Raw genomic sequence first — 22,126 nt, 5'->3', positions numbered from 1 at the left:
TCAGCCTCGTTTCTGATTGAGGTTGGAAGAAATCGGTGATGGCACGAGCCACAGAGGCTGCGCGCGGCCGAGTACCGCAGCGACCGGCAGGACGCCGAAATAGCGGCCATCAAGACTGGTCGGGACTGCCGGGTTCATGACGAAGACCTGGCCGGGCAGGACATGCCGACAGCCCTGCCAGACCGGCAGCAGACGGCCGCGATGATCGTGAGCCAGCGCATCGCCGAGTTGCTTGCCGTCGACCGTGACGGCAGCACCAATGCGACAGACCCGTTGTCCCGGCAGTGCCGCGACCGGCTTGAGCAGCGGCACGCCGAGCGGCAGATAGCCGCCGCGCGCCAGCGTTCCGGCGATGTCGGCCGGAGGACGGATCGCGATCAGGTCGCCGACATGCAATGAGCGCGCCGATTGCAGGCGATACAGTCCGACCGGTGTGCTGGCGGTGGCGTTCCAGATCAGCCGGGGCGCCGGATGGATCGCCACTGACGTGCCAGCACCGAGCATTGCGAAATACGTGGTGAAGAACCAGCCGAAGCGCGTCATGACACCGCCCTCCGGCGTAGCCAGGCCTGATGGCGATCTCGCGTGTAGGGACGTGATCCCTGCCCGGCGAGCATCCGGTTGTGCAGGTGCCGCCAATGCTCGGGCGCAACATCGACGGGATTGATGCCGATGGCTTCGATACGATCGACAGCTTCGAGCACCAGCCGGACCTTCGGCCAGCCGCTCTGGCGCAGCAGATTTTCGCCACCGGGCCGCACGAACGGCACCGTCTGATAGGGCTCACCGGGACGGGTGACGCGCACGATGTCGATGCAGGACACCACCGTGCCGTAATCGTTCGCTGCCCAGCGCAGGAAGGCGAATACGGTGTCCGGCGGAAAGCTCAGTATCCGCCGCCGACGATCGAGAATCTGCTCATGGGCGACAGAACCGAAGCGGATCCAGTGCTCGATGCGCTTCTCGATCCAGGTCAGTTCGACATGAGCGAGGGTCTCGGTCATGCCACATCTCCAGAAGTGTCGGGGAACTCGCGGGCCAGCAGCGCGCGCAGCATGTCGGCAACCGTGATGCCGCGCTGGAACGCCGCGACCTTGAGCCGCGCGCGCAGCGCCGGCGTGACGTCGATGGTCAGCCGGGCGGTAAAGCGGTTGGTGGTCGCGGACTTGTCCGGCGCCTTGACCCAGCGTTCCGGGTCGGCGGGGCGCGACGCGAAGCCGGGCAGCGTGCGACGTTCTGTCATGGCGATATTCCCTCGCCGAGCGGCAGCACAGACGCGATACGGTCGCACGCTTTCTGCGCCATGACGGGATCGATCTCGCAGCCGACATAACGCCGGCCGGTCAACCGGCAGGCGACGCCTACTGCACCAGAGCCAGCGAACCAGTCGCCCACCAGGCCACCCGGCGGGCAGCTCGTGCGGATCAGGATCTCCAGCAACGCCACCGGCTTCTCGGTCGGATGGATGGCGCGGCCATGCGTATTGCGGACCGGAATGACGGAGCGCATCAGGCGCGGGCCGCCATCTTCGCTGACGTAATGGCCAGCGTCGATCTGGCCCATATGCGGCGGCCGATGTTTCCGCCGCACCGTGCGTGCCCGCGCGTCGGGAGTAGTCGGAACCACGTTGTAGACGGCACGCCAGGGCGTATCGTCGCGATAGAACTGGACGATCAGTTCATGCACGCGCCGGAAGCGATCGGCATGGAAGCTGGAACCGTTCTGCTTCTCCCAGACCAGTTCCTGGGCATATTTCCAGCCTACATTCCGAAATGCCGCGTTGGATGCGAGAAAGCTCCGCAGCGAGCCGAAAACCCAGAGCGAGCCGCTGGGTTTCAGGGCGGCGAGCGCCTTGCCAGGCCAATCCGCTATGCGCCGGTCCCATGCGAGCGACGTATCGCCATAGGGGGGATCGACCAGGATCATGTCGTAGGGGCCGTGCCAGGGCATCAGGAGCGCGCTGTCGCCGGTCAGGAGGGTCATGCCACCAGCCCCCCAATCTCGGCTGTTAGCGCGGCGATTTCGCGGGTAGAAATCCCCTGCGGTCGTAGGTCACTGACCAGGCGGCCGGAACGTGCAGCATCGGCGAAAGCGACCCGCTGGCCGATCCGGGCCGACAATGCCGCCGGTTCATGCCCGGCCAGCGCCAGTCGGGTCTCGCGGGCAATGACCGTGCGCGCGGCGCAGCGGTTGAGCACGAAGCGGGCAAGCAGGCCAGGACGGAAGAGACGTGCTTCCGCCAGCAGCCGCAGCATTTCGGCCGAGGCCCAGCCGTCGAACGGCGAAGGCTGCGCGGGAATCAGCACCAGGTCGGCGGCCAGCAGGGCGGAGCGCAGCAGCGCCGCCACGCGCGGAGGACCGTCGATGACGACGTGATCCACCCCCTGAGCCAGTGCCGGCGCCTCGTGGTGCAGCGTATCGCGCGCCAGCCCGATCACGCCGAACAGCCGTGGCAGTCTCTCCCGCGCCCGCTGCGCCGACCAGTCCAGCGCCGAGCCCTGCGGGTCGGCATCGATGACCGTCACGCGCCGGCCTTCCCGAGCCCATTGGCCCGCGAGATGCAGCGCCAGTGTGGTCTTGCCGACGCCGCCCTTCTGGTTGAGGAACGTCACGATCATGACCCCTCTCCGGGGGTTATCCGCAGATCGGCGGAGGTGCCAACATCCTTAAAGTTAGACTCTTTTAAGTTAGATTCTAAGTTAAGGGCGTCATAACCGTTTGATTCAATGCCGTGATTCGGCGTTTTCCGCAAACGATAGCACGGATGCGGTGGCAGTGATGGCACGGATAAATCCACAACTGATAGCACGGATAGATTCACAGTTTGCCCACAGGAGCCTGTGGATAATTCGACAGGCGCGAAGGCCAGCGTGTCATTGCCATTGCGGTCGAGGCGCACCGACAGCCGATAGCCCGGAAAAGGCTGACGCTTCGCCATCTCGCGCAGTTCGAAGGCAAAGCGGCGATATGGGGAAAGACTGGCGGATTTTTCGTAGAGATGGCGCAGGCCGAAGGCCCAGCCCGCACGCTGGCGACCGCCATGCTTGCGCACAATGCGATAGAGCCAGCGCTCCAGACCGCCTGTGAGGCCAAAATAGGCCGGGTCGATGGTCAGCACGAGCGCGTCATCGAGAACCGCCTGGTAGAACCAGTCGGGCAGGATCAGTTCGATCACGCGGGTGCGCCCTTCCCGCGCGGTATGCCGTTTCCATTCGTTGATCCAGGAAAAGCGGTGCAGTTGCCCCTTCCCGGTCTGCCGGAGCGAGGTCTTGATCGTGGTGGATTGCAGCCGATCGAACGCCGCTTCCAGCCGCTCATAATCCCGCGCGCTGTCTCCGCGACCGATGAAGGTCAGGATCTCTCTCGGGCTGGCAACCATCAGCCGCGACGTGCGCCGACCGGCGTCGCGTGCGGCAACGAGATGGCTGGCGGCCCAGATCAGCACGTCAGCATCCCAGATCGTGGCCATGCCATGTTCGGCTGACGCCTCGACCCGGATGGTGACATCCGGGGTCCGGTAATCGATCGGGACCATGCGAGGGGATTTGGCGAGGCTGAAGAACGGGAACGCCATCAGATCCTGTGCATCACGAGGAGCAAAATCTCCTGCGACAGCGTGGAAGAGTTCCAATTGCCCACGCTCGGAATGTTTCCTGCCAGACGACGACATCAGCGGCGGTTCCCGCGGGGTATCGCCGACATCGGCGGAATCAGCGGGCTTTGCCGTGCGGCCGCGGGCACGGTGCCGGCGGTGGTGTCCGAGGTGTGGGCGCGTGCCCCGCTCTCGACCCAGGCCTGCAACTCATCGACCCGATAGACCACACGGCCGCCGAGCTTCGAATAGCGCGGTCCGGTGCCGTAAATCCGATGTTTTTCCAAGGTGCGAATGGACAGTCCGACGAAGCGCGAGGCGTCGGGCGTGCGCAGATAGCGCGGCGGCAGGTCGCTGTAATTGGCGGACATGAGAAAGCTCCGTGATCGCTGTCTGGGGCCGCGGGACAGATGCGGCCAGCGGGGATCAGCGTGGCGGAGCGGGGTATTTTGGAACTAGGACCGATCTCACCGGGGGGCGAGATCGGTCCTAGACAAGCGGATAGAATGGCCGTGACGGCTCACCGCCATCGGCTACAGAATTAATGAAAGTTTCTTGATTTTACGGAGAACGTCTCGACAGAACGATCTGCGACGGCGCCACCCGCCCGGTCGAAATCGCGGTTGCCGACATCGGCGAGCAGGGCGGAGAGATCGGTGATCTCGAGTGCCACCAGATGCACGACCTCGCCTTCTTTCTGGAGCCGCCCCTTGATGCCGAGCATCTGCCCCGCGAGGACGACGCGGCGATATTTTTCGAAAATATCCTTCCAGATGATGACATTGAGGACGCCGCTTTCATCCTCCAGGGTCAGGAACACGACGCCTTCGGCGGAGCCGGGGCGCTGGCGGACCAAGACCAGGCCTGCGGCATCCAGCCGCTTGCCATCGCGCGCCTCATGGGCTTCACGGCAGGAGAAAAATTTCCGCTGGCGCAGATCGTCACGGAGAAAGGCGACGGGATGATCGCGCAGCGTCAGGCCGATCCGGTTATAATCGCGCGTGACCTCGGCCCCGGCGCGCATCGGCTGGAGCAGCACGTCCGGCTCCTCGGCCTCGCGGGCGACCGCCGCCGCCGCGAACAGCGGCAAAGGCTCGTCCCGCAGCGCCTTGATCGCCCATAGCGCGTCGCGCCGGGCGAGGCCGAGCGCCGGCCGGAAGGCGTCGGCTTCCGCGAGATGGGTCAGTGCCGCGACCGGCACGCCGGCGCGGCGCCAGAGATCGTCCACCGATGCGAAGGGCAGCGCTCCGCGCGCCGCCACGATGCGGGCGGCGTCGGTGTTGACCAGCCCCTTGACCAGGCTCATGCCGAGCCGGACGGCGAACCGGCCGCCCGCCGTTTCCGGTCCTTCCAGCGTACTGTCCCAGCGGGAGGCATTGACGCAGATCGGCCGGATCTCGACGCCATGCTCGCGCGCGTCGCGCACCAGTTGCGCGGGCGCGTAGAAGCCCATCGGCTGGGAATTGAGCAAAGCCGCCAGAAACACGTCGGGATGATGGCATTTCAGCCAGGAGGAGGAATAAGCGAGAATCGCGAAACTGGCCGCATGGCTCTCCGGGAATCCATAGGATCCGAACCCTTCGAGCTGCTGGAAGATCCGCTCGGCGAATTCCTCCGTATAGCCGTTCGCCTTCATGCCCTCGACCAGCTTGGTCTGGAACCGGCCGATGGTGCCGGTGTTCTTGAAGGTGGCCATCGCGCGACGTAATTGATCGGCCTCGCTGGCGGTAAAATCAGCGCAGACCATGGCCACCTGCATCGCCTGTTCCTGAAACAGCGGGATGCCGAGGGTCTTTTTCAGCACCTTTTCCAGTTCCGGGGTGGGATACTCTTCCGGCTCGATGCCCTCACGCCGGCGCAAATAGGGATGGACCATATCCCCCTGAATCGGACCGGGGCGGACGATGGCGACCTCGATCACCAGGTCGTGGAATACGCGCGGCTTCAGACGCGGCAACATTGACATCTGGGCGCGAGATTCGATCTGGAAGACGCCGATCGTGTCCGCCCGGCGGATCATGGCGTAGGTCAGCGGGTCCTCGGCCGGGATGGTGGCGAGCGCGAAGCGCTGCCCCTTATGCTCGGCCAGCAGGTCGAGCCCCTTTTTCATGCAGGTGAGCATGCCCAGCGCCAGGATATCGACCTTCATGAATTTGAGGACGTCGATATCGTCCTTGTCCCATTCGATGATCTGACGATCATCCATCGCAGCGGGCTCAATCGGCACCAGCTCGTCGAGCCGGTCATGGGTCAGCACGAAGCCTCCCGGATGCTGCGAGAGGTGGCGCGGCACGCCGATCAGGCAGCACGCCAGATCCAGCGTCAGCCGGATGCGCCGATCGGACAGGTCGATGCCGGTGTCCCTGAACTGCTCCGGATCGGCATTTTTCGACCAGCCCCAGATCTGACCGGACAAGGTGCCGATCAGATCCTCCGGCAGGCCCATCACTTTACCCACATCCCTCAACGCGCCCTTGGCGCGATAGCGGATCACCACCGCGGTCAGGGCGGCGCGCTCACGGCCATAATGCCCATAGACCCATTGAATGACCCGCTCGCGCCGGGCGTGTTCGAAATCGACGTCGATATCCGGCGGCTCGCCCCGCTCCTCCGATACGAACCGCTCGAACAGCAGCGAATTGCGTGCCGGATCGATGGCGGTGATGCCCAGCACGTAACAGACGGCACTATTGGCCGCCGAGCCACGACCCTGGCAGAGAATGTCCTGGCTGCGGGCATAGCGGACAATGCTGTTCACGGTGAGGAAATACGGTGCGTATTGCATCCGCCCGATCAGGGCGAGTTCGTGATTCAGGCTGGCCGTTACCTCGTCGGGAATCCCTTCGGGATAGAATCTCCGCGCCCCTTCCCAGGTCAGCGCTTCGAGGGCCTGCTGAGGCGTCTGGCCTGGCACCGAGACTTCATCGGGATATTGGTAGGCGAGATCATCAAGGCTGAAGCGACAGCGCTCCATGATCGCGATCGTGCGGTCGACCGCCTCGGGGTAGCGGCCGAACAGGCGCGCCATCTCCTGGGATGGCTTGAGATAGCGATCGGCGTGGCGCTCACGCGCGAAACCCGCCTCGTCGATGGTGGTATTGTGCCGGATGCAGGTCACGACATCCTGCAGGATGCGGCGGTCGTGGGTGTGAAACAGCACATCGTTGGTCACCACCGTCGGCACGCGTGCCCGATGGGAGAGACCCGCCAATTCGTAGAGCCGCATCTGGTCGTTGGGCCGGCGCAGCAGGGTCAGCGCCAAATAGGCGCGGTCATGGAACGCATCCTTCAGCTTGCGCAGATGCAGGGCGCAGGCCTCGTCCGCGACGTCGGGGACCAGGATGGCGAGCAATCCGTCGCCCCAGGCCACCAGGTCTTCCCAGAGCAGATGGCATCTGGCCTTGCCGGCACGGCTCTTACCCAGGCTGAGCAGCCGGCACAGGCGGCCGTAGGCCACGCGGTCGGTCGGATAGACCAGCACCGGCGGGAAATCGGCGAGGTCGAGGCGACAGCCGACGACCAGCCGGACGCCGCTGGCCTTCGCCGCGACGTGGGCCTGTACCATGCCGGCCAAGGAATTGCGGTCGGCGATGCCCAGCGCCGCGATACCAAGCGCCTTCGCCTGCTCGAACAGTTCAAGCGGCGATGACGCCCCGCGCAGGAACGAGAAATAGCTCGTCACCTGCAATTCGGCGTAGCGGGTCATCCGAAGATCCCGTGCAGAAACCACCCCTGCGAGCCGGTTTCACCGTGCTCGCCGTCGCCCGACCGATAGACCCAGAACCGCTCGCCGGATGTGTCTTCCAGACGGAAATAATCGCGCACCGTGGTCAGTTCGGCATCCCCCTGCCACCATTCGCCGAACACCCGCTCCGGACCGTCGGCGCATTTCACCCGGCGGCGAATGCCGCGCCACACGAAGAACACCGGCGGATGGTCCGGCAGCACGGCCATCGTCTCGATCGGCTCCGGCCGCGGCAACAGCCGGGTCGGCCGGGGCCAGTGATGGGGCCAGTCCTTCTGGTCGTCCGGTGCCAGCGCCGGCACCCGGCAGAAGGACCGCTCCGGCACATCGCTCTCCACCGGAGCAAAGCGGTACAGGGAATGATGGCCCACGCGATTGGCCAGGGTGTCGATCAGATCCGAGACATCCGGCTCCTCCTCCGCGATCAGCGAGGAGATTTTCTGGCGCGGCGCGATCGGCTCGGCCAGCGTGGCGGTCAGGACCATACGCTCGATGCCGAAGCCCGGATCGATGGTTTCGATCTTCTCGCACAGCAGCCTGGTCAGGCGCTTGGCGTCGCGCACCGGCGTCGCGGTGGCGATGCGGATCGCCTCGGTACGGCTGTCGACGCGGTGCAGCACCAGGTCGAGACGCCGGGCTCCTTGCCCGCGTTCTTCCAGTCCCTGACAAAGCGGCGGGACCAGCTTGCCGATGTAGCGGGCGATGGTCTCGGCGGCCCCGATCGGTTCGGCAAAATTCCGGCTGACCGTGACCGGGTCAACCGGCCGGACCGGAAGGATGGCCTCACTGATGCGACCATAAGCCTGGTCCAGCCGGCGGGCGACGTCCGGCCCAAAGCGGAGCGCCAGCGGCGCGCGCGGCATCGCGGCGAGCGAAGCGATGGTCGCGACGCCCAGCGCCCGCAGGCCCTCGATCATATTGTCCGGCAGGCGCAGGGCCTCGATCGGCAGGTCCGCGATTGCGGCGGCCGTCTCCCCGGCCGGCACCACCAGGGTACGCGCGCGTCCATAACGCGCCAGCGCATGGGCCGCGCCCAGCGTGTCGGCGACCACAGCCTTGGCGGTGATGCCGGCTTCTCGCAGCCGCCGCACCATCTCCGCCAGCATGGCCGGCTCGCCGCCATGCAGATGATCGGTGCCAGTGGTATCCAGCACCAGACCGTCCGGCGCATCCACCGCCACCAGGGGGGCGATCCGCTGCTGGAACCACAGCGCCAGCTTCTCCAGCCCGGTCCGGTCGCCCTCCTGATCGGCATCCATGACGATCAGATCGGGGTAAAGCGCCTGCGCCTTGGCGACCGGTGTGCCAGGGCGCACGCCCGCCTTGCGGGCGGCGAGGCCGACCGACAGCACGACGCGGCGTCGTCCCTCGCGGCCGACCAGCGCCAGCGGCGCCTCAGGCGCGGGTGCGTCGGCGCCCAGCCTTTTCCTGATCCGGTCCGTCGGCCACAGCGGCAGGAAGAGAGAGACGACCCTTGCCATCGCAAGCCTCCACTTCAAAATCGGCGGATTCCCCGGCCCGCGCCCGGATCAGTTCCAGCAGCCAGCGCGCCCGTCCGACGCCGGGCACCGGCAGGGATTCGGACGGCAGGACCGAAATCCGCCAGCGCGTGACACTGGCGGTCGGCTGGCCGAAATCAGCCGCTTCGGTCTGCCGTCGCCAGCGGCGAACGGCGATCCCCAGCGCGCCAGACGTTTCGGCTGCCAGTTGCAGCCGACGGGAGGCGGTCATCGACAGGCGCGCGACCTCGGCTACGACGGCGCCCAGACCGCCATGCCGCAGCCCCTCTTCGAAGCAGGCCAGGACATCCTGATCTGCCCCAGCCTCGACATAAATCACCCGGCTTCCACCCAGTCCGACCTGTTTCAGGGCGGGGGCGAACAGATCCTGGCGGGTGACGATCCACAGTACCTTGCCCCTGGTGCGTGCGGCGATGCCGGCGGCAAACTGCCCGGCGGCCGCGCTGTTGAGGGCGTCGTTCCCGCCGCCTGCCACCTCGTGCAGGGCGCCGAGCGCCAGCCCGCCACCCGGCAGGCGGCGATCGATGTCACGGATGCCAAAGGGCAGCACGGCCCGCCGGCGGGTGGCCGATCCTTCGAGGCGGCGGATCTGGTCCCGCAGCGCCTCCAGCGGGGGACGGGATAGGGGCGTGGACATGGTCGATCGGTTTCCGGGACGGGCTCCCAACCGGCGGTCGGGCAGTTTGTTCCCTATCTGTTCCTGACCCTACCCAAGAGTCAACGCCGCATCGGACGTGCTGGGGTCGCCACAGGTGGAGAGGCCGGGATCGACATCGTGGCGGCGACGGCGTGATTCCATTGCACGACAGGGGGTTACATCCGCATCATGAGAGCAGCCCCTCTCGACGGCTTGAACGCGGCGCAAAGCCAGGCCGTCATGCATGGCACGAGAGCGGGGATCGGCCGTCCGCCCGAGTCCCCGCCCACCAGGGGCCAGTCAGGATGGCGCAACTTCGCTAAAAATAATGTGTTCTGTGCCTTCGCTCCATGCGTTCCTGCCACTACCGCATGTACGGAGATACCCATGCCCGACGATCTTCCCGCGGTTCGGACGCAAACCCTGGCCCGTATCATCGGGCCCTATCTCGTCGTTCTCGCTGTGGCGTTGTTCGCCCGCCTGAGCACATTGCCCATGCTGCTGCCGGTCTTCATGCAGAACGGCCCGCTGGTGCTGGCCACCGGCGCGTTCACCCTGATGGCGGGCCTCGCCATCATCGCGCTGCATCTTCGGTGGGAGAGCCCGAGCGCGATTGCGATCTCTCTGATCGGCATTGTCATCACGCTCAAGGGCGCGACGCTCATGGTCGTGCCGAGCCTCGGCGCCGCCATGACGGCCGCGGTCGTGGAAACGCCCCCGCTGCTGCTGATCGCCGCCGCGATCGTGCTTCTGTTAGGCCTTTGGCTGAGCTTCGTTGGCTGGATTTCGCGGGCATAGCCATCACGAGCGAGACAAGGGAGGAGAAAGAGCGACCCGTGTGCAATCTGTTTTCGATGACCACCAACCAGCAGGCGATCCGCGACCTCGCGAAGGTCATGGTCGACCGCACCGGTAATCTGCCACCATTGCCTGGTGTCTATCCCAACATGATGGCGCCGATCGTCCGCAATTCGGCGGACGGGCGCGAACTGGTGATGGCGCGCTGGGGGATGCCGACGCCGCCCCGCTATCTCGTCGGCAAGACGGTGGATCGGGGCGTGACCAACATCCGCAATCCGCAGTCGCCGCATTGGCGGCCGTGGCTGGACGTTTCGCACCGCTGCGTCGTGCCCTTTACCAGCTTTGCCGAGCCCGAACCGCTGCCGGACGGTTCCCGGCCGCCCGCCTGGTTCGCGTTCGGCGAGACCCGTCCGCTCGCTTTCTTTGCCGGCATCTGGTGTCGGTGGACATCCGTGCGCAAGGCGAAGGACGGAGAGACGACGGATGACCTGTTCGGCTTTCTCACGACCCAGGCGAATCACGAAGTCGGAGCCATTCATCCCAAGGCCATGCCCGTAATCCTGACTACCGGGGCAGAGATCGACCGCTGGATGACAACACCGATCGACGATGCCCTGCGCTTGCAGCGCCCGTTGCATGACGGGACGCTGACCATCGTTGCCAGGGCGAACCCGGAAGATCCAGTACCGCCGAGAGAGCCTGCTCATCCATCGCCTCGGAACGGATGCAGCAGCGAGCGTCGATAGCTGTGCGCGCGCGGTTGTATGACGCGCGGGATTTCTGTCCCAATGTACGCTACAGAGTCCACTCTCCATGGACTGACTGTTATCGAAAGGAGATAAGGCTACCTCTCACGCCCGACAACGTATGTCCTAGCTTGACACTGTCCGCCATCAGGAATTGCACGACCCGCTTAATGGGCCTAATGGGCGCGAAGCCGTCGTGATAGTCCTTCACGTGAATGGCCGCTTCTCTCGTCACCTTGCCCAACAGCGGGCTGCAGTCTTCCAATCTTAACTGTCCGCTCGCTCAACGAACGTGAAGCAGACAGGCAGCAATCGCCCTCATATCGGACGTAAGACGCTCCCGTCTTTATTCCAATAACGGACATTTCCCCTTAGGGTCAGGAAGACACCTTTGATTCATTCCCAAATAGATATTTTCGTATTAGCGTTCCGCATGAAAAACTTCTGAAAGTTAAGCGCGTGACCATTCTCTATCATAAAACCTCTTTCGAGAGGGCAGAGTCCATTCTGTGGAACCGAGCTATATCAGGCTGCGCGTGGGGAAATACGGTTTCTCATGAGGCCTCTCCTCATTTTTATATGGAAGGCGAAAGAGAATCTTTCAACGCGTTACCATCAGGGGTCGAGCCCGACATAACTCTGTATTTTGAATCTGATTTACCATTACAAACTTGCCCGAATCACTTTCCAAGTCCAAATGTAATCAATAAACATTATGGAATTTCAGGAGAATTTTGGCAGGCTACAATACGACCAGGACAAACAATAATTTTTAAAAAAGCACAATTTAACGAAAATAACTCTTCCAAATTTTTACAGCGTTTGGTTGAAAAACGGATGGGAGACGAAATCCGAACTGTGTGGAATTTCGAGATGAATTATCAAGACCTTCCGCGTGAAGAAAAATATGAGCATAATTATCCTGACAATATAAAAAAGCTTTTGTTTAGGTTGAATTTGTTAACTAGCTAAAAATTTAGATAATATACTGTGGCATCAAAAAAACAATGTCCGGTTTTAGATTGCTCCACCCCAAACCGGACCTTCCGCTTCCCCCCCTGATGTGCCTGTCCGCTCAGTGATGCAGGAGCAGACAGGCGGCAGTCGCCTCATACAAGACGAAAGATACATGTTCAGGCTTTCCCGAAAGCAGACGGCATTGGCCAAACTGCGACAGATCGAATTTGGAAAGAAGCAGTTGTCCCGATCTGCACGCGGCAACAGTAGCTTCCAGAATAAGTAGCCATGACCAATTTAATTAGCCAGCAGAGCGGACGAAATAACTCTGATTTTCCTCCTATTTAGAAATAAAAAATGGAGGTGCTTAATGTTTACAGGTTGTGCTCAAAAATTGTTCTCTATGGGAATTCTGCCACCATTGTTTTTGTTATCCCGACTGTGCTTAGGCTGCTCTGGTCTCGGGGTGTTTTTATTGCAGTTATAAATCCGCATCAAATTTTACATACACTTTCGGAAGAAGGAGGATCGTGTCCAGATCTGCTGCCGCTCCCGGAACGTAGGCATTTAGGGCCGTCAGGACAATCCGTGCAGACAGGAGAACAGTCGGTGCCACCATGCGTTGTCGATCCCTAGGTGTCGCATAGCTAAGACCGTGAAGAATTCGGCTTCGGTCATTATACAAATCAGACCAACGCGACCAAAGGTCAGACAGTCCCTGTTGCTCTAACAGGTGCCGAAGCCCACGGAGCACGCTTGGCTTATACATTCTCTCAACGGCGTCAGTAAGTTCCTGTCGTTCCTCATCGGATACCGTAGTGTCACTCTCGAGCATCCTTGAAATCTGCTTGATCAATTTTTTCTGTGTTGACGTCCATTTCTCACGTGGGACAAGCATTTCGACCGCGGCGATAGCAAGCGTAAGCTTCGTAGTCGCTTCGACGGCAACAAGCGCTTCGTTCAGCAGTCGGACCGCGTCGAACTTTGGAGACTCTTGGTCGCCGACCTTTCTCGCCAACATCGCAATGTCGTCAAGCATCCCCGTTGCATCCGTGCTGACGAATCCTTCCGACGAATCATTGTGCCATTCAGTACCGAGCCTGTCCTCGAATACGTCTAAGCCGTGAATGTTCGGTCGGACAAACCTGCCCCGTTCAGCTAATAGGTCATAGAAAACCTTTCCAAGAGACGAGGTTGCCTGACCGCTGCCGACATCTACGCCCAGCATACGCCGAATAGACGCAATCTGGAGTGCGGTATTCAGATGATTGCCGAACGCTTGCGCTTCTTCTCTATTTCTAAAACCGGTCGCCATCAGGCAATACCAGCCACCATTCTGCAATGGTTTTCCATCCGGGGAGTTCAAAGTCACCGCGTGACCATCGACCTGAAACACAACCGTCTGGTTCGCCGCCCTAAGCCCCTTGGTTGTCCAGAATCGAAGCCTCACCCCAAAGGGGGGATCTATGTCTGTCGGTTCATTGGTAAGCTTGTTCAAACGGGCTCACTTCTCAAATGCTCACTCGCAGATCATTAAAGGACCAGATTTTAGTTGGCAGTAATTATGGACTTGAACGCTGCAAATGGCAATTCTCTGCCAATTTTGTCAGAGAGCCGACATTCCGCTTACCCCCTCATGACAGTCATAATGGGAGCTTTGGGTGGTCAACAGCACATCAGGACTAGGCCCGCGTGCCTAGCGGATTATGCGACGGGCGTAGCGCAGAGCCGACCCCAGGCTGCTCCACCGACACAAAGCGCGCCAAAGATCGCGAAGATATATTCGGGAATGGCGCCCATGCCGCCCAAGCCGCAGAAGCCGAGCGTCATGCTGAACCCGACCAGAGCTGCCGGCAGGGCCAAGGCGAGGGAGACGGCACCCCTGATCGCCGGATCGCGTGACGTGGCGAGCACCCCCTGGGCCATGACCAGCGCCGCAACGCCACAGACAAAACCCGCCATCAGCGCAAGTGGGCCGGGCACCCCGAGATACTCAAGCGCGGCGAACGTCATCGCACCGACATAAAGGGGTGCCGCGTAAACAGCGGCGATAAACAGCAACCAGCAGAGGAAGCCTATACCGAAAAAACCGAGCACTATGCCGAGACCGAGCATCATGGTGCACCTCCTGGCGTCTTCTGTAATGCAGCCCGAACACGACATTCTTGCGGTGCCATCTCCGGAATATCCAGTGAAATGCTTGGTGCTCGCGACATTTTAGGGCGCGGTCGAAACATCCGCCGCGCTCCCAAGCGCGCGACGGACTATCCCGCCGCTCTTTCCTCATGAAGGCTCGAAAGCCGCCGCGCCGCGGTCGCAGCATGGCCCGGATCGATATCCATACCAATCCATTCCCGTCCGAGGTCACGAGCCGCCACGAGAGAGGAACCAGAGCCGCAGAACGGGTCCAGCACCAGGCCGCCGGCCGGGCAGAATACCTCCACTAGAGTCAATAATGCCGCCACGGGCTTTTGGGTGGGATGCAGTCGGTTCCCAGAATAGGGCATGTCGATCACGTCGGGGATCGCCCGCTCGGGTGGGGTGACGTCGCCCTTGGCCAACAGGTAAGCGCACTCATGCTCATACCGAAGAAACCGGGAGGCTGAGGCATAGGATTTGCGGAAGACGATATGCCCGACCATGCGAAATCCCGCCGCTTTCCAGGCTTCGGCAAACAAATCGATCCTATTCCAGCCATAGAACGAGATCGCGAAGCTGCCGGGTTTCAGGACGCGATGCATCTGATTGACTGACGGCCTGAGCCAGCGTGCATTGTCGTCATTACGCACCTGCCGCCCGTCGCGGCCCCTATAACTGACCAGATAGGGCGGGTCGGTGAGAATGAAATCCACTGAATCTCGTTCCATTCGCCGCATCAGTTCGATGCTGTCTCCGTTCAGGACCACATTGCGGCGCCTCTCCGGGACGGGATCGGCAGCCGGTGTTCCAGACGGTGCAGTTCGGCCCATCGCGGCAGATGGAGGGTCCGGCTGGTCCAGTCCGGCGTTCGCGCCACCTTCGGACGAAGACAGAGCGGCTTCATACTCGTGCCCTGCCGAACGGGGTGCCTTCGTACGGAATGGCGCCCGTCGACCCGTGACCGACGGACCACTTTCACCGAAGTATGAGACATTGCTCTCCAAACTTCCAATTTCCGATAGATCGCCTGCACCGAAAGACGCGCTGTCATATCGACGCACCAGAGGCCCCGTTGTCTGCGGGAAAGAACTACGGCCGCCATTGAATACCACGGCACCCGGAAACGACCTGACCGGTGGAACCACAATGGGAGAAAACTTGCTCATGGGAGAAATCCTTGGAGAGATTGGAATGGATCGAGCCGGCCGCCGCACTCTCCAAAACTGCGCCGACTCATTCCCTTTCCGGCTTCCCTCTCCCTTTCCGGCCCAAGCCGAACGAACGCCCCAGCTTCAGCGGCGCCTCACCGCCCGTCATGATCCCGCGTCGCCTGCCTCGTCTGCGGAGACGATCATCGCTTTCACCAACTCGACCTATCAAATACGCAAACACCGCCGATTGCCGCATCGCACGATTTCGTACTTTTCTGATGGATCAAAAGTATTTCCAATATTTTCCGGAGCCATCCGGAGGAAATTATGGGCACGCCATCGAGGACCGCACGGATCGCCGTCATCGTGCCTGACCAGGACGATGTATCACCACACCTCACAGATGCCGCGGTCCTTCGCCTCGCGCGTATGATCGGCCGTCAGATGGCACGCGAGGACCATGAGCGCCAGAAACGCAGCCGGCGCCGGTCCCCCCGTCAGCCCGTTCCCGCACCAAAATCGTGATCTTCGTATCGACGAATTAACTACCGCCCGGAGGGCGACCCCAGGGTAACCTCTTTCGCCTTCCCCTGTCGAAAGAACCCGCCCGGAGTCTCGCCATGGTCCGTGTTGCGCTCTATGCCCGCTATTCCTCCGACAACCAGCGGGCGGCCTCGATCGAAGATCAGTTCCGTATCTGTCGGGAGCACGCCAAGCGCGAGAAGTGGAAGGTCGCGAGCGCCTACAAGGACGCAGGCATCTCCGGGTCCAGCATGATCCTGCGTCCCGGCATCCAGACCCTCTTGCAGGACGCCCAGCGGGGTGAGTTCACCATCGTACTAGCCGAAGCCCTGGATCGCATCAGCCGCGACCAGGCCGATGTCGCCACCCTGTTCAAGCACCTGAAGTTCGCCGGCGTGACGATCGTCACCCTCGCCGAGGGCGAGATCAGCGAACTGCATGTCGGCCTCAAGGGGACGATGAACGCGCTGTTCCTCAAAGACCTGGCCGCCAAGACGCATCGGGGCCTACGCGGTCGGGTCGAGGATGGCAAATCCGGTGGCGGCCTGTGCTACGGCTACAAGGTCATCAAGAAGCTAGACGCGCGGGGCGAACCTATCCGGGGCGACCGCGAGATCGACCCGAATGAGGCGACTGTGATCCGACGGATCTTCCGGGACTTCGCTGCTGGTGTCGGACCGCGTGCGATCGCACGCACTCTCAACGACGAGGGTATCCTCGGTCCCAATGGCAAACCATGGATCGACACCACGATCCGGGGCCATGCTCAACGGGGCACGGGGATCGTCAACAACGAGCTTTACGTGGGCCGCCTCATCTGGAACCGGCTCCGCTATATCAAAGATCCCTCAACCGGGAAGCGCGTATCGCGTCCCAATCCGCCGGACGCCTGGATCACGACGGAGGTGCCCGAGTTGCGCATCGTCGATGATGCGCTCTGGCAGGCCGTCCGCAACCGCCAGGCGAAGATCGCGGCGCAATATGTCAACGTCATCGCGGCCGTCAGGACGTCCGCCGCGAACCGGATGAACGGCATGCGCCGTCCGAAATCCCTGTTCTCGGGGATGATCTTCTGCGGTGTGTGCGGTGGCACCTATTCGCTCCGCGAGAAGGACCGCTATGCCTGCTCCAATCGGGTGACGAACCGTTCCTGCCATAACCCGGCGACCATTCTGCGTTCCGACCTGGAGGAACGCGTACTCGTCGGCCTCAAACACAAACTGATGACGCCCGAAGCCGCGGCAGCAGCCATGAAGGCTTATACGGAAGAGACCAACCGGCTGAATCATGAGCGACGGGCAAACAGTGCCGGCTGGAAGGCTGAACTGGCGAAGGTCGAAAAGGGCATCGCCGGCATTATGACCGCGATCGAGAACGGGATGTTTGACCTTCATATGAAGGCACGCATGCAGGAGCTTCGTGACCGCGAGGTTGATCTGAACGCCCTGCTCTCCTCCGAACTGGAGGATACGCTCGACATTCATCCGAATGTCGCGGCGATGTTCAAGAAGAAGGTGGAGCGTCTGACCGAGAGCCTGAACCAGCCAGAAGACCGCGCGGAGGCGTCCGAAGCTGTTCGCGCGCTGGTGGAGAAGATCGTCCTGTCGCCGGGTGATAAGCGCGGCGAGATCTTCGCGACGCTCTATGGCGAGCTTGGCACGCTGCTGAGATTCGTGAACCAGAGGGACACGAAATCGGGCAAGTCCCTGAAAGGACTTGCGAAAACATCAATGTGGGAATCGGTGGTTGCGGGGGAAGGAAACCAACGATACTTGCGATTGGCAGACCGCCAGATCCCCCGCCTCGCCGCATGACAAGAGCACGATGCCAGAATGCCAAGCCGCATCAATCCGGCCATCCATTGTTTAATCACATGGACGTCGAACGATCTGTTTTTTTATAATCAGAACTCCTGTGCCGTGGGTCGGATGACGATCTCGTTGACATCGACATCCGGTGTTTGGGAAATCGCATACTGGATGGCCCTGGCAACCGCGTCAGAGCTGATCTCGGCCGTGGCATACATGGCATCCACCGCGTCTTTCGCGGGGCCAGCGCTGATATGGGTCGGCAGTTCGGTCGCGACCGCACCCGGAGAAATGATCGTGCTCCGGATCTTCGGTCCGGCCTCCTGGCGGAACCCCTCGGAAATCGCACGAACGGCAAACTTGGTGCCGCAATAAACGGCAAAGCCCGGCCCGACCTTATGCCCGGCAACCGACGAAACATTGACGACATGGCCCGATTCCTGAGCCTGCATGACCGGCAGGGCCGCCGCGATGCCATAAAGAACGCCCTTGATGTTGACGTCGATCATGCGGTCCCACTGATCGGTCTTCAGGTCACTCAACGGCGCGACCAGCATGACACCCGCATTGTTGACGAGAACATCCAGGCGTCCGAATTCCCTGACAGCCCCGTCAACAAAGGCCTGAACCTGTCCCTGCTGCTGAACGTCCAGTTCGCATGCAATGGCCCTGCCGCCCTCACGCTGGATGTCCGCCACGATGGTGGAAAGCCGGTTCATCCGACGCGCCCCAAGCACGACGAAAGCGCCAGATCGGGCAAGCAGCCGGGCCGTGGCCTCACCGATCCCGCTGCTGGCGCCAGTAATGGCCACAACCTTGCCCTGAAGAGAATTGCTCATGAAACCCGTCCTTGCCAATATGTGGATGAATGGTTGAACTCTGCCGATCCCGGCACGGCTTTACACGACGACATCCGTCGAGAGCGCGATGTCCTTCTGCGCCTCAAGCTGTTCAAGCCGCCGCGTCAGCGCCGCATGCATCAGTCCATAGGCATCACTGCCAAGCGCCAGCCGGAGGGGAGCCGGAGAGACATCCACGCTGGCGATCATCTCGTGGACCATCTTTTCCGGATCGCCGATGGGCGTATAGGAGTCCTGGGCCAGAACCGCGCGGCGCGCACTGAACGAGACCGCCTGATAGGCCTCAAGCGGGTCGGCCATGACCATGCTGCCCCGGCCGAACTGCGTTCTCGCAGCACCCGGTTCAATCAGTGTCGCCTCGATACCGAATGACGCGATCTCCTGAACGAGGCTTTCAAAGAACCCTTCAATCGCCCATTTGCTGGCGTGATAGAGACCGAGACCGGGGAACGCGATCTGCCCGCCCATGGACGAAAGCTGAAGGATACGACCGCCACCCTGAGCCCGCAGATGAGGCAGAGCCGCGCGGACAACCGTGATTGAGCCGAGAATGTTGGTGTCAAGCTGCTGCCGGATCTGTGCGTCCGAAACCTCTTCCGCCGCACCGAACAGGCCGTACCCGGCGTTGCTCACAATCACGTCGATGCGACCCAGCACTGCAAAAGCCTGATCGACAACCTGCCGGACCATGTCTGTATCGGTGACATCCAGCGCCGCCAGATACAGACGTCCCTGAGACCCGGCCTGAAGATCATGGAGCATGTCGGGTTTGCGCAAAGTTGCGAAAACGGTATCGCCGCGCTCCAGAAGACATTCGGTCATGATGCGACCGAACCCCGAGGACGTTCCCGTGATAAACCAGTTCCTGGACATCATACGCTCCTGATCTGCACCCTTGCAGGCTTCAGGGATCTTGTGCATCGTCTGGATAGCTGGGTCTATGCACGGAAATCGGCATGGACTATTGAAAAAACACCATGAATAAAACACCCAGCCTGACGGAACTGACAGCCTTCCTGGCTGTCGCACGGCATCAGAGTTTTCGTGCCGCGGCGGATGAACTCGGCCTGTCGGCATCGACACTCAGCCATATGATCCGGGCTCTTGAAGAAGGGCTGGGCCTGCGCCTCTTTCACAGGACGACGCGCAGTGTCGCCACGACAGAAGCCGGCACAGAGTTTTTTGCGAGCCTCGCCCCCATTCTCTCAAGCCTGGACCAGACCCTTGCCACGGTCGGCATGATGCAGACGCGGCTTTCCGGCACGCTTCGGATCAACGCCTCCAAAAGTGCGGCCCGCTATCTGGTCCGGCACATCGTTCCGCCGTTTCGGAACCGCTATCCCGACATACATCTTGATCTGGTGACCAACGGCCGTTTCATCGATATCGTGGCGACGGGTTTCGATGCCGGCGTCAGGCTGGCCGAAGCCGTTCCGCAGGACATGATCGCCATCCGGTTTGGTGCGGATGGGCGCTTCATCGCCGTTGCATCTCCCGATTATCTGGCCGCTCGTGGCACGCCGCAAGCACCGGACGACCTGCACCGTCACGCCTGTATACGCTTTCGCATGCCCAGTGGAAAAATCTACCGATGGGAGTTCACACGTTACGGCCAGGTTCATGACGTGGATGTTTCCAGCGCCTTTACGCTGGACGACATGGATCTGATGGTCGAGGCGGCGGCGGACGGACAAGGCATCGCGTTTGTCTCGGAAGATACCGCCCAGGAGGCCATTGCACAGGGCCGTCTCTTGCCCATTCTGGACGACTGGACACCCACATTTCCAGGACACGCGCTCTATTACCCCGGTCATCGGCTTGTCCCGCCGGCATTGCGCGCGTTTATCGACGTCCTGAAAGAGCACGAGCCACCGGCGTTATAGATCCCTGACCGTCTGTCGAGCATGGACCCGCTTACGCGGCCCGTATGCCCGCGAGCAGGATATCGACAAGCTGGCACGCACTGTTCTGCCACTCTGGCCCGGCCGCGACCGTCGCCACACCGACTATGGCACGCAGAAGATCGACCGGGTCCATATCCATGCGTATGTCTCCAGCGGCGACAGCCCTGTCGGTCAGGCTCGTGATAGCCCTCGTCATATGGTTGGCAGAGGCGGCCTGAAGGCTGGACGGCCCACAGACCAGACTATTCAGCGCCGTCGCCATGATCTGCTTTGTGGCGATATGCTCGACGAACAGCAGTAGCCATTCTCTCAGGGCGGCAAGGGGCGGCTCGCTCTGGGCCAGCCGGTCCGCCGCCTCGGCAAGGCCGAGCATCTCGTTGCGATAGACCCCCTCGACCAGCGCATCCCGCGTGGGAAAATGCCGGTACAGCGTCCCGATCCCGACACCGGCCATGCGTGCGATCTCGTCCAGACTGACATCCGGCCCCTTCCCGGCGAAAGCGGCCTTCGCCACCGCTAGCAGATGCATCCGGTTTCGTTGTGCATCGGCGCGGGGTTTACGAGGGGCAGCGGCAGACATGGATGATAAAACTCCTTGATAAACGGAGGAGTCCTCCGTATAAAGCGGAGGACTCCTCCGTTTTATACGTCACCATCCCATGCGACCGCAACAAGGCGCGTGAAAATGGATGGCAAAACAGGACCTCTACTGGCCTTTTCTCAAGGAAATGCTGTCATGACAGAATCTTTCAACGCGACCTCCACCACAGATCAGGTGCTGGACGGTTTCGATCTTACCGGCAAGCGTGTGCTGGTCACGGGTGTTTCGGCAGGTCTGGGCGTCGAGACGGCGCGCACCCTGCTCGCCCACGGAGCGCAGGTCATTGGTACGGCCCGGGATCTCGCCAAGGCGGAAGCGGCAACGGCTTTGATCCGGACAGAAGCCGCCGGGACGGCCGCCCTCGAATTGGAAGAACTCGACCTTGCATCCCTGCGCAGCGTCCGCGCTTGTGCGGAGCGTATCAGTGACGCGGGCAAGCCGTTCGATCTTATTGTCGCGAACGCCGGGATCATGGGGGTGCCGCTGAGCCATACGGAAGATGGCTTTGAACTGCATTTCGGCACGAATTATCTGGGCCATTTCGTGTTCGTGAACCGTCTTGCCCCTCTCATGCGACCGGGCGCGCGGCTGATTACGCTGTCGTCGGCAGGACATCGTTTCGCGGATGTCGATCTTGAGGACCCGAATTTCGAACACACGCCCTACGATCCGTTCATGGCCTATGGTCGCTCGAAAACGGCGGATAGTCTGTTCGCCGTGGCCTTCGATCACCGTCATCGCAACCGGGGCGTGCGGGCCGCCGCCGTACATCCGGGCGGCATCCAGACCGAACTCGCCCGCTACACCAACCCGGCCGTCCTGCAGGGCATGATCGACACCATCAACGCGGAACTGGCTGCCCAGGGCAAGCCTCCCTATACATGGAAAACGATCCCGCAGGGTGCGGCAACGACCGTATGGGCCGGCATTGTCGCCTCAGCCGATGACATCGGCGGCCGTTATTGCGAGGATTGCCACGTCAGCCCCGTTGTCACGGCACAGACTGTCAGCATGGTCAGCGAAGGGGTCAGACCCTACGCAATCGACCCGGAACGGGCGGAAGCCCTCTGGGCGCGAAGCGAGGAACTGGTGAACGAGGCGTTCCCGGCCTGACGTCACCCCTCAAACCGGAGCGGCATCCCG

The 22,126-nt window shown here is 61.8% G+C and carries 22 protein-coding genes; 6 read left to right on the top strand and 16 right to left on the bottom strand.

What is annotated here, in order from left to right; translation table 11 throughout:
• From ACMAUO_RS18555 to ACMAUO_RS18510, 10 genes are all read right to left on the bottom strand, one after another.
• Nucleotides 1–543, bottom strand: a complete 543-nt coding sequence (locus ACMAUO_RS18555; protein ID WP_420358394.1) for a S26 family signal peptidase — start codon at nucleotides 541–543, stop codon at nucleotides 1–3.
• The gene (locus ACMAUO_RS18550; protein WP_420358393.1) at nucleotides 540–1,004 is read right to left on the bottom strand and encodes a DUF2840 domain-containing protein; all 465 of its coding nucleotides are present in this window, start codon (nucleotides 1,002–1,004) and stop codon (nucleotides 540–542) included. The genes ACMAUO_RS18555 and ACMAUO_RS18550 overlap by 4 nt, the downstream gene beginning before the upstream one ends.
• Nucleotides 1,001–1,243, bottom strand: a complete 243-nt coding sequence (locus ACMAUO_RS18545) for a ribbon-helix-helix protein (RefSeq protein WP_420358392.1) — start codon at nucleotides 1,241–1,243, stop codon at nucleotides 1,001–1,003. Before ACMAUO_RS18545 ends, ACMAUO_RS18550 begins: the two co-directional genes overlap by 4 nt.
• A complete protein-coding gene (locus ACMAUO_RS18540; protein WP_420358391.1) occupies nucleotides 1,240–1,983 on the bottom strand; it encodes a DNA-methyltransferase in 744 nt (247 codons plus the stop codon). Before ACMAUO_RS18540 ends, ACMAUO_RS18545 begins: the two co-directional genes overlap by 4 nt.
• Nucleotides 1,980–2,618, bottom strand: a complete 639-nt coding sequence (gene parA, locus ACMAUO_RS18535) for a ParA family partition ATPase (protein WP_420358390.1) — start codon at nucleotides 2,616–2,618, stop codon at nucleotides 1,980–1,982. The genes ACMAUO_RS18540 and parA overlap by 4 nt, the downstream gene beginning before the upstream one ends.
• Nucleotides 2,615–3,670 carry a replication initiator protein A gene (locus tag ACMAUO_RS18530; protein WP_420358389.1) on the bottom strand — a complete coding sequence of 352 codons (1,056 nt, stop codon included), beginning with the start codon at nucleotides 3,668–3,670 and terminating at the stop codon, nucleotides 2,615–2,617. The genes parA and ACMAUO_RS18530 overlap by 4 nt, the downstream gene beginning before the upstream one ends.
• Nucleotides 3,670–3,963, bottom strand: coding sequence for a helix-turn-helix transcriptional regulator (locus tag ACMAUO_RS18525; RefSeq protein ID WP_420358388.1), 294 nt, complete (start codon nucleotides 3,961–3,963; stop codon nucleotides 3,670–3,672). The genes ACMAUO_RS18530 and ACMAUO_RS18525 overlap by 1 nt, the downstream gene beginning before the upstream one ends.
• 170 nt (nucleotides 3,964–4,133) lie before the next feature.
• The gene (locus ACMAUO_RS18520) at nucleotides 4,134–7,298 is read right to left on the bottom strand and encodes an error-prone DNA polymerase (protein WP_420358387.1); all 3,165 of its coding nucleotides are present in this window, start codon (nucleotides 7,296–7,298) and stop codon (nucleotides 4,134–4,136) included.
• A complete protein-coding gene (locus ACMAUO_RS18515; RefSeq protein WP_420358386.1) occupies nucleotides 7,295–8,818 on the bottom strand; it encodes a Y-family DNA polymerase in 1,524 nt (507 codons plus the stop codon). The genes ACMAUO_RS18520 and ACMAUO_RS18515 overlap by 4 nt, the downstream gene beginning before the upstream one ends.
• Entirely contained in the window at nucleotides 8,733–9,494 is a 762-nt protein-coding gene (locus tag ACMAUO_RS18510) for an ImuA family protein (protein ID WP_420358385.1), read from the bottom strand. The genes ACMAUO_RS18515 and ACMAUO_RS18510 overlap by 86 nt, the downstream gene beginning before the upstream one ends.
• Nucleotides 9,495–9,881: 387 nt before the next feature.
• Between ACMAUO_RS18510 and ACMAUO_RS18505 the strand changes: the two genes are divergently transcribed.
• From ACMAUO_RS18505 to ACMAUO_RS18495, 3 genes are all read left to right on the top strand, one after another.
• Nucleotides 9,882–10,292 carry a hypothetical protein gene (locus ACMAUO_RS18505; protein WP_420358384.1) on the top strand — a complete coding sequence of 137 codons (411 nt, stop codon included), beginning with the start codon at nucleotides 9,882–9,884 and terminating at the stop codon, nucleotides 10,290–10,292.
• Nucleotides 10,293–10,330: 38 nt separating this feature from the next.
• Nucleotides 10,331–11,041: an SOS response-associated peptidase gene (locus ACMAUO_RS18500; RefSeq protein WP_420358383.1), complete on the top strand. Its 711-nt coding sequence runs from the start codon at nucleotides 10,331–10,333 to the stop codon at nucleotides 11,039–11,041.
• Between the two features lie 459 nt (nucleotides 11,042–11,500).
• The gene (locus tag ACMAUO_RS18495) at nucleotides 11,501–12,013 is read left to right on the top strand and encodes a hypothetical protein (RefSeq protein ID WP_420358382.1); all 513 of its coding nucleotides are present in this window, start codon (nucleotides 11,501–11,503) and stop codon (nucleotides 12,011–12,013) included.
• Between the two features lie 466 nt (nucleotides 12,014–12,479).
• Here the strand turns inward: ACMAUO_RS18495 and ACMAUO_RS18490 are convergent, their stop codons facing one another.
• From ACMAUO_RS18490 to ACMAUO_RS18480, 3 genes are all read right to left on the bottom strand, one after another.
• Nucleotides 12,480–13,496, bottom strand: coding sequence for a hypothetical protein (locus ACMAUO_RS18490; RefSeq protein ID WP_420358381.1), 1,017 nt, complete (start codon nucleotides 13,494–13,496; stop codon nucleotides 12,480–12,482).
• A gap of 206 nt (nucleotides 13,497–13,702) precedes the next feature.
• Nucleotides 13,703–14,116: a hypothetical protein gene (locus tag ACMAUO_RS18485; RefSeq protein WP_420358380.1), complete on the bottom strand. Its 414-nt coding sequence runs from the start codon at nucleotides 14,114–14,116 to the stop codon at nucleotides 13,703–13,705.
• Nucleotides 14,117–14,262: 146 nt separating this feature from the next.
• The gene (locus tag ACMAUO_RS18480) at nucleotides 14,263–14,967 is read right to left on the bottom strand and encodes a DNA methyltransferase (RefSeq protein WP_420358661.1); all 705 of its coding nucleotides are present in this window, start codon (nucleotides 14,965–14,967) and stop codon (nucleotides 14,263–14,265) included.
• 941 nt (nucleotides 14,968–15,908) lie between these two features.
• Between ACMAUO_RS18480 and ACMAUO_RS18475 the strand changes: the two genes are divergently transcribed.
• On the top strand, nucleotides 15,909–17,624 hold the full coding sequence (locus ACMAUO_RS18475) for a recombinase family protein (protein WP_420358379.1): 1,716 nt from the start codon (nucleotides 15,909–15,911) through the stop codon (nucleotides 17,622–17,624).
• An 89-nt stretch (nucleotides 17,625–17,713) separates the two neighbouring features.
• Here ACMAUO_RS18475 and ACMAUO_RS18470 read toward each other — a convergent pair whose 3' ends face one another.
• On the bottom strand, nucleotides 17,714–18,457 hold the full coding sequence (locus ACMAUO_RS18470) for an SDR family oxidoreductase (protein ID WP_420358378.1): 744 nt from the start codon (nucleotides 18,455–18,457) through the stop codon (nucleotides 17,714–17,716).
• A 60-nt stretch (nucleotides 18,458–18,517) separates the two neighbouring features.
• Nucleotides 18,518–19,351: an SDR family oxidoreductase gene (locus ACMAUO_RS18465; RefSeq protein WP_420358376.1), complete on the bottom strand. Its 834-nt coding sequence runs from the start codon at nucleotides 19,349–19,351 to the stop codon at nucleotides 18,518–18,520.
• 104 nt (nucleotides 19,352–19,455) lie between these two features.
• Here ACMAUO_RS18465 and ACMAUO_RS18460 point away from each other — a divergent pair, with 104 nt between their 5' ends.
• Nucleotides 19,456–20,361, top strand: a complete 906-nt coding sequence (locus ACMAUO_RS18460) for a LysR family transcriptional regulator (RefSeq protein WP_420358375.1) — start codon at nucleotides 19,456–19,458, stop codon at nucleotides 20,359–20,361.
• 31 nt (nucleotides 20,362–20,392) lie between these two features.
• Here the strand turns inward: ACMAUO_RS18460 and ACMAUO_RS18455 are convergent, their stop codons facing one another.
• On the bottom strand, nucleotides 20,393–20,911 hold the full coding sequence (locus ACMAUO_RS18455) for a TetR/AcrR family transcriptional regulator (protein ID WP_420358374.1): 519 nt from the start codon (nucleotides 20,909–20,911) through the stop codon (nucleotides 20,393–20,395).
• 207 nt (nucleotides 20,912–21,118) lie between these two features.
• Here ACMAUO_RS18455 and ACMAUO_RS18450 point away from each other — a divergent pair, with 207 nt between their 5' ends.
• Nucleotides 21,119–22,096: an SDR family NAD(P)-dependent oxidoreductase gene (locus ACMAUO_RS18450; protein WP_420358660.1), complete on the top strand. Its 978-nt coding sequence runs from the start codon at nucleotides 21,119–21,121 to the stop codon at nucleotides 22,094–22,096.
• Nucleotides 22,097–22,126: the final 30 nt, after the last annotated feature.

Source organism: Gluconacetobacter brunescens (assembly GCF_048695475.1).
Classification (GTDB): Bacteria; Pseudomonadota; Alphaproteobacteria; order Acetobacterales; family Acetobacteraceae; genus Gluconacetobacter.
Note: the sequence above shows the minus strand (reverse complement) of the source record. Positions and strands in the feature narration are given on the sequence as shown.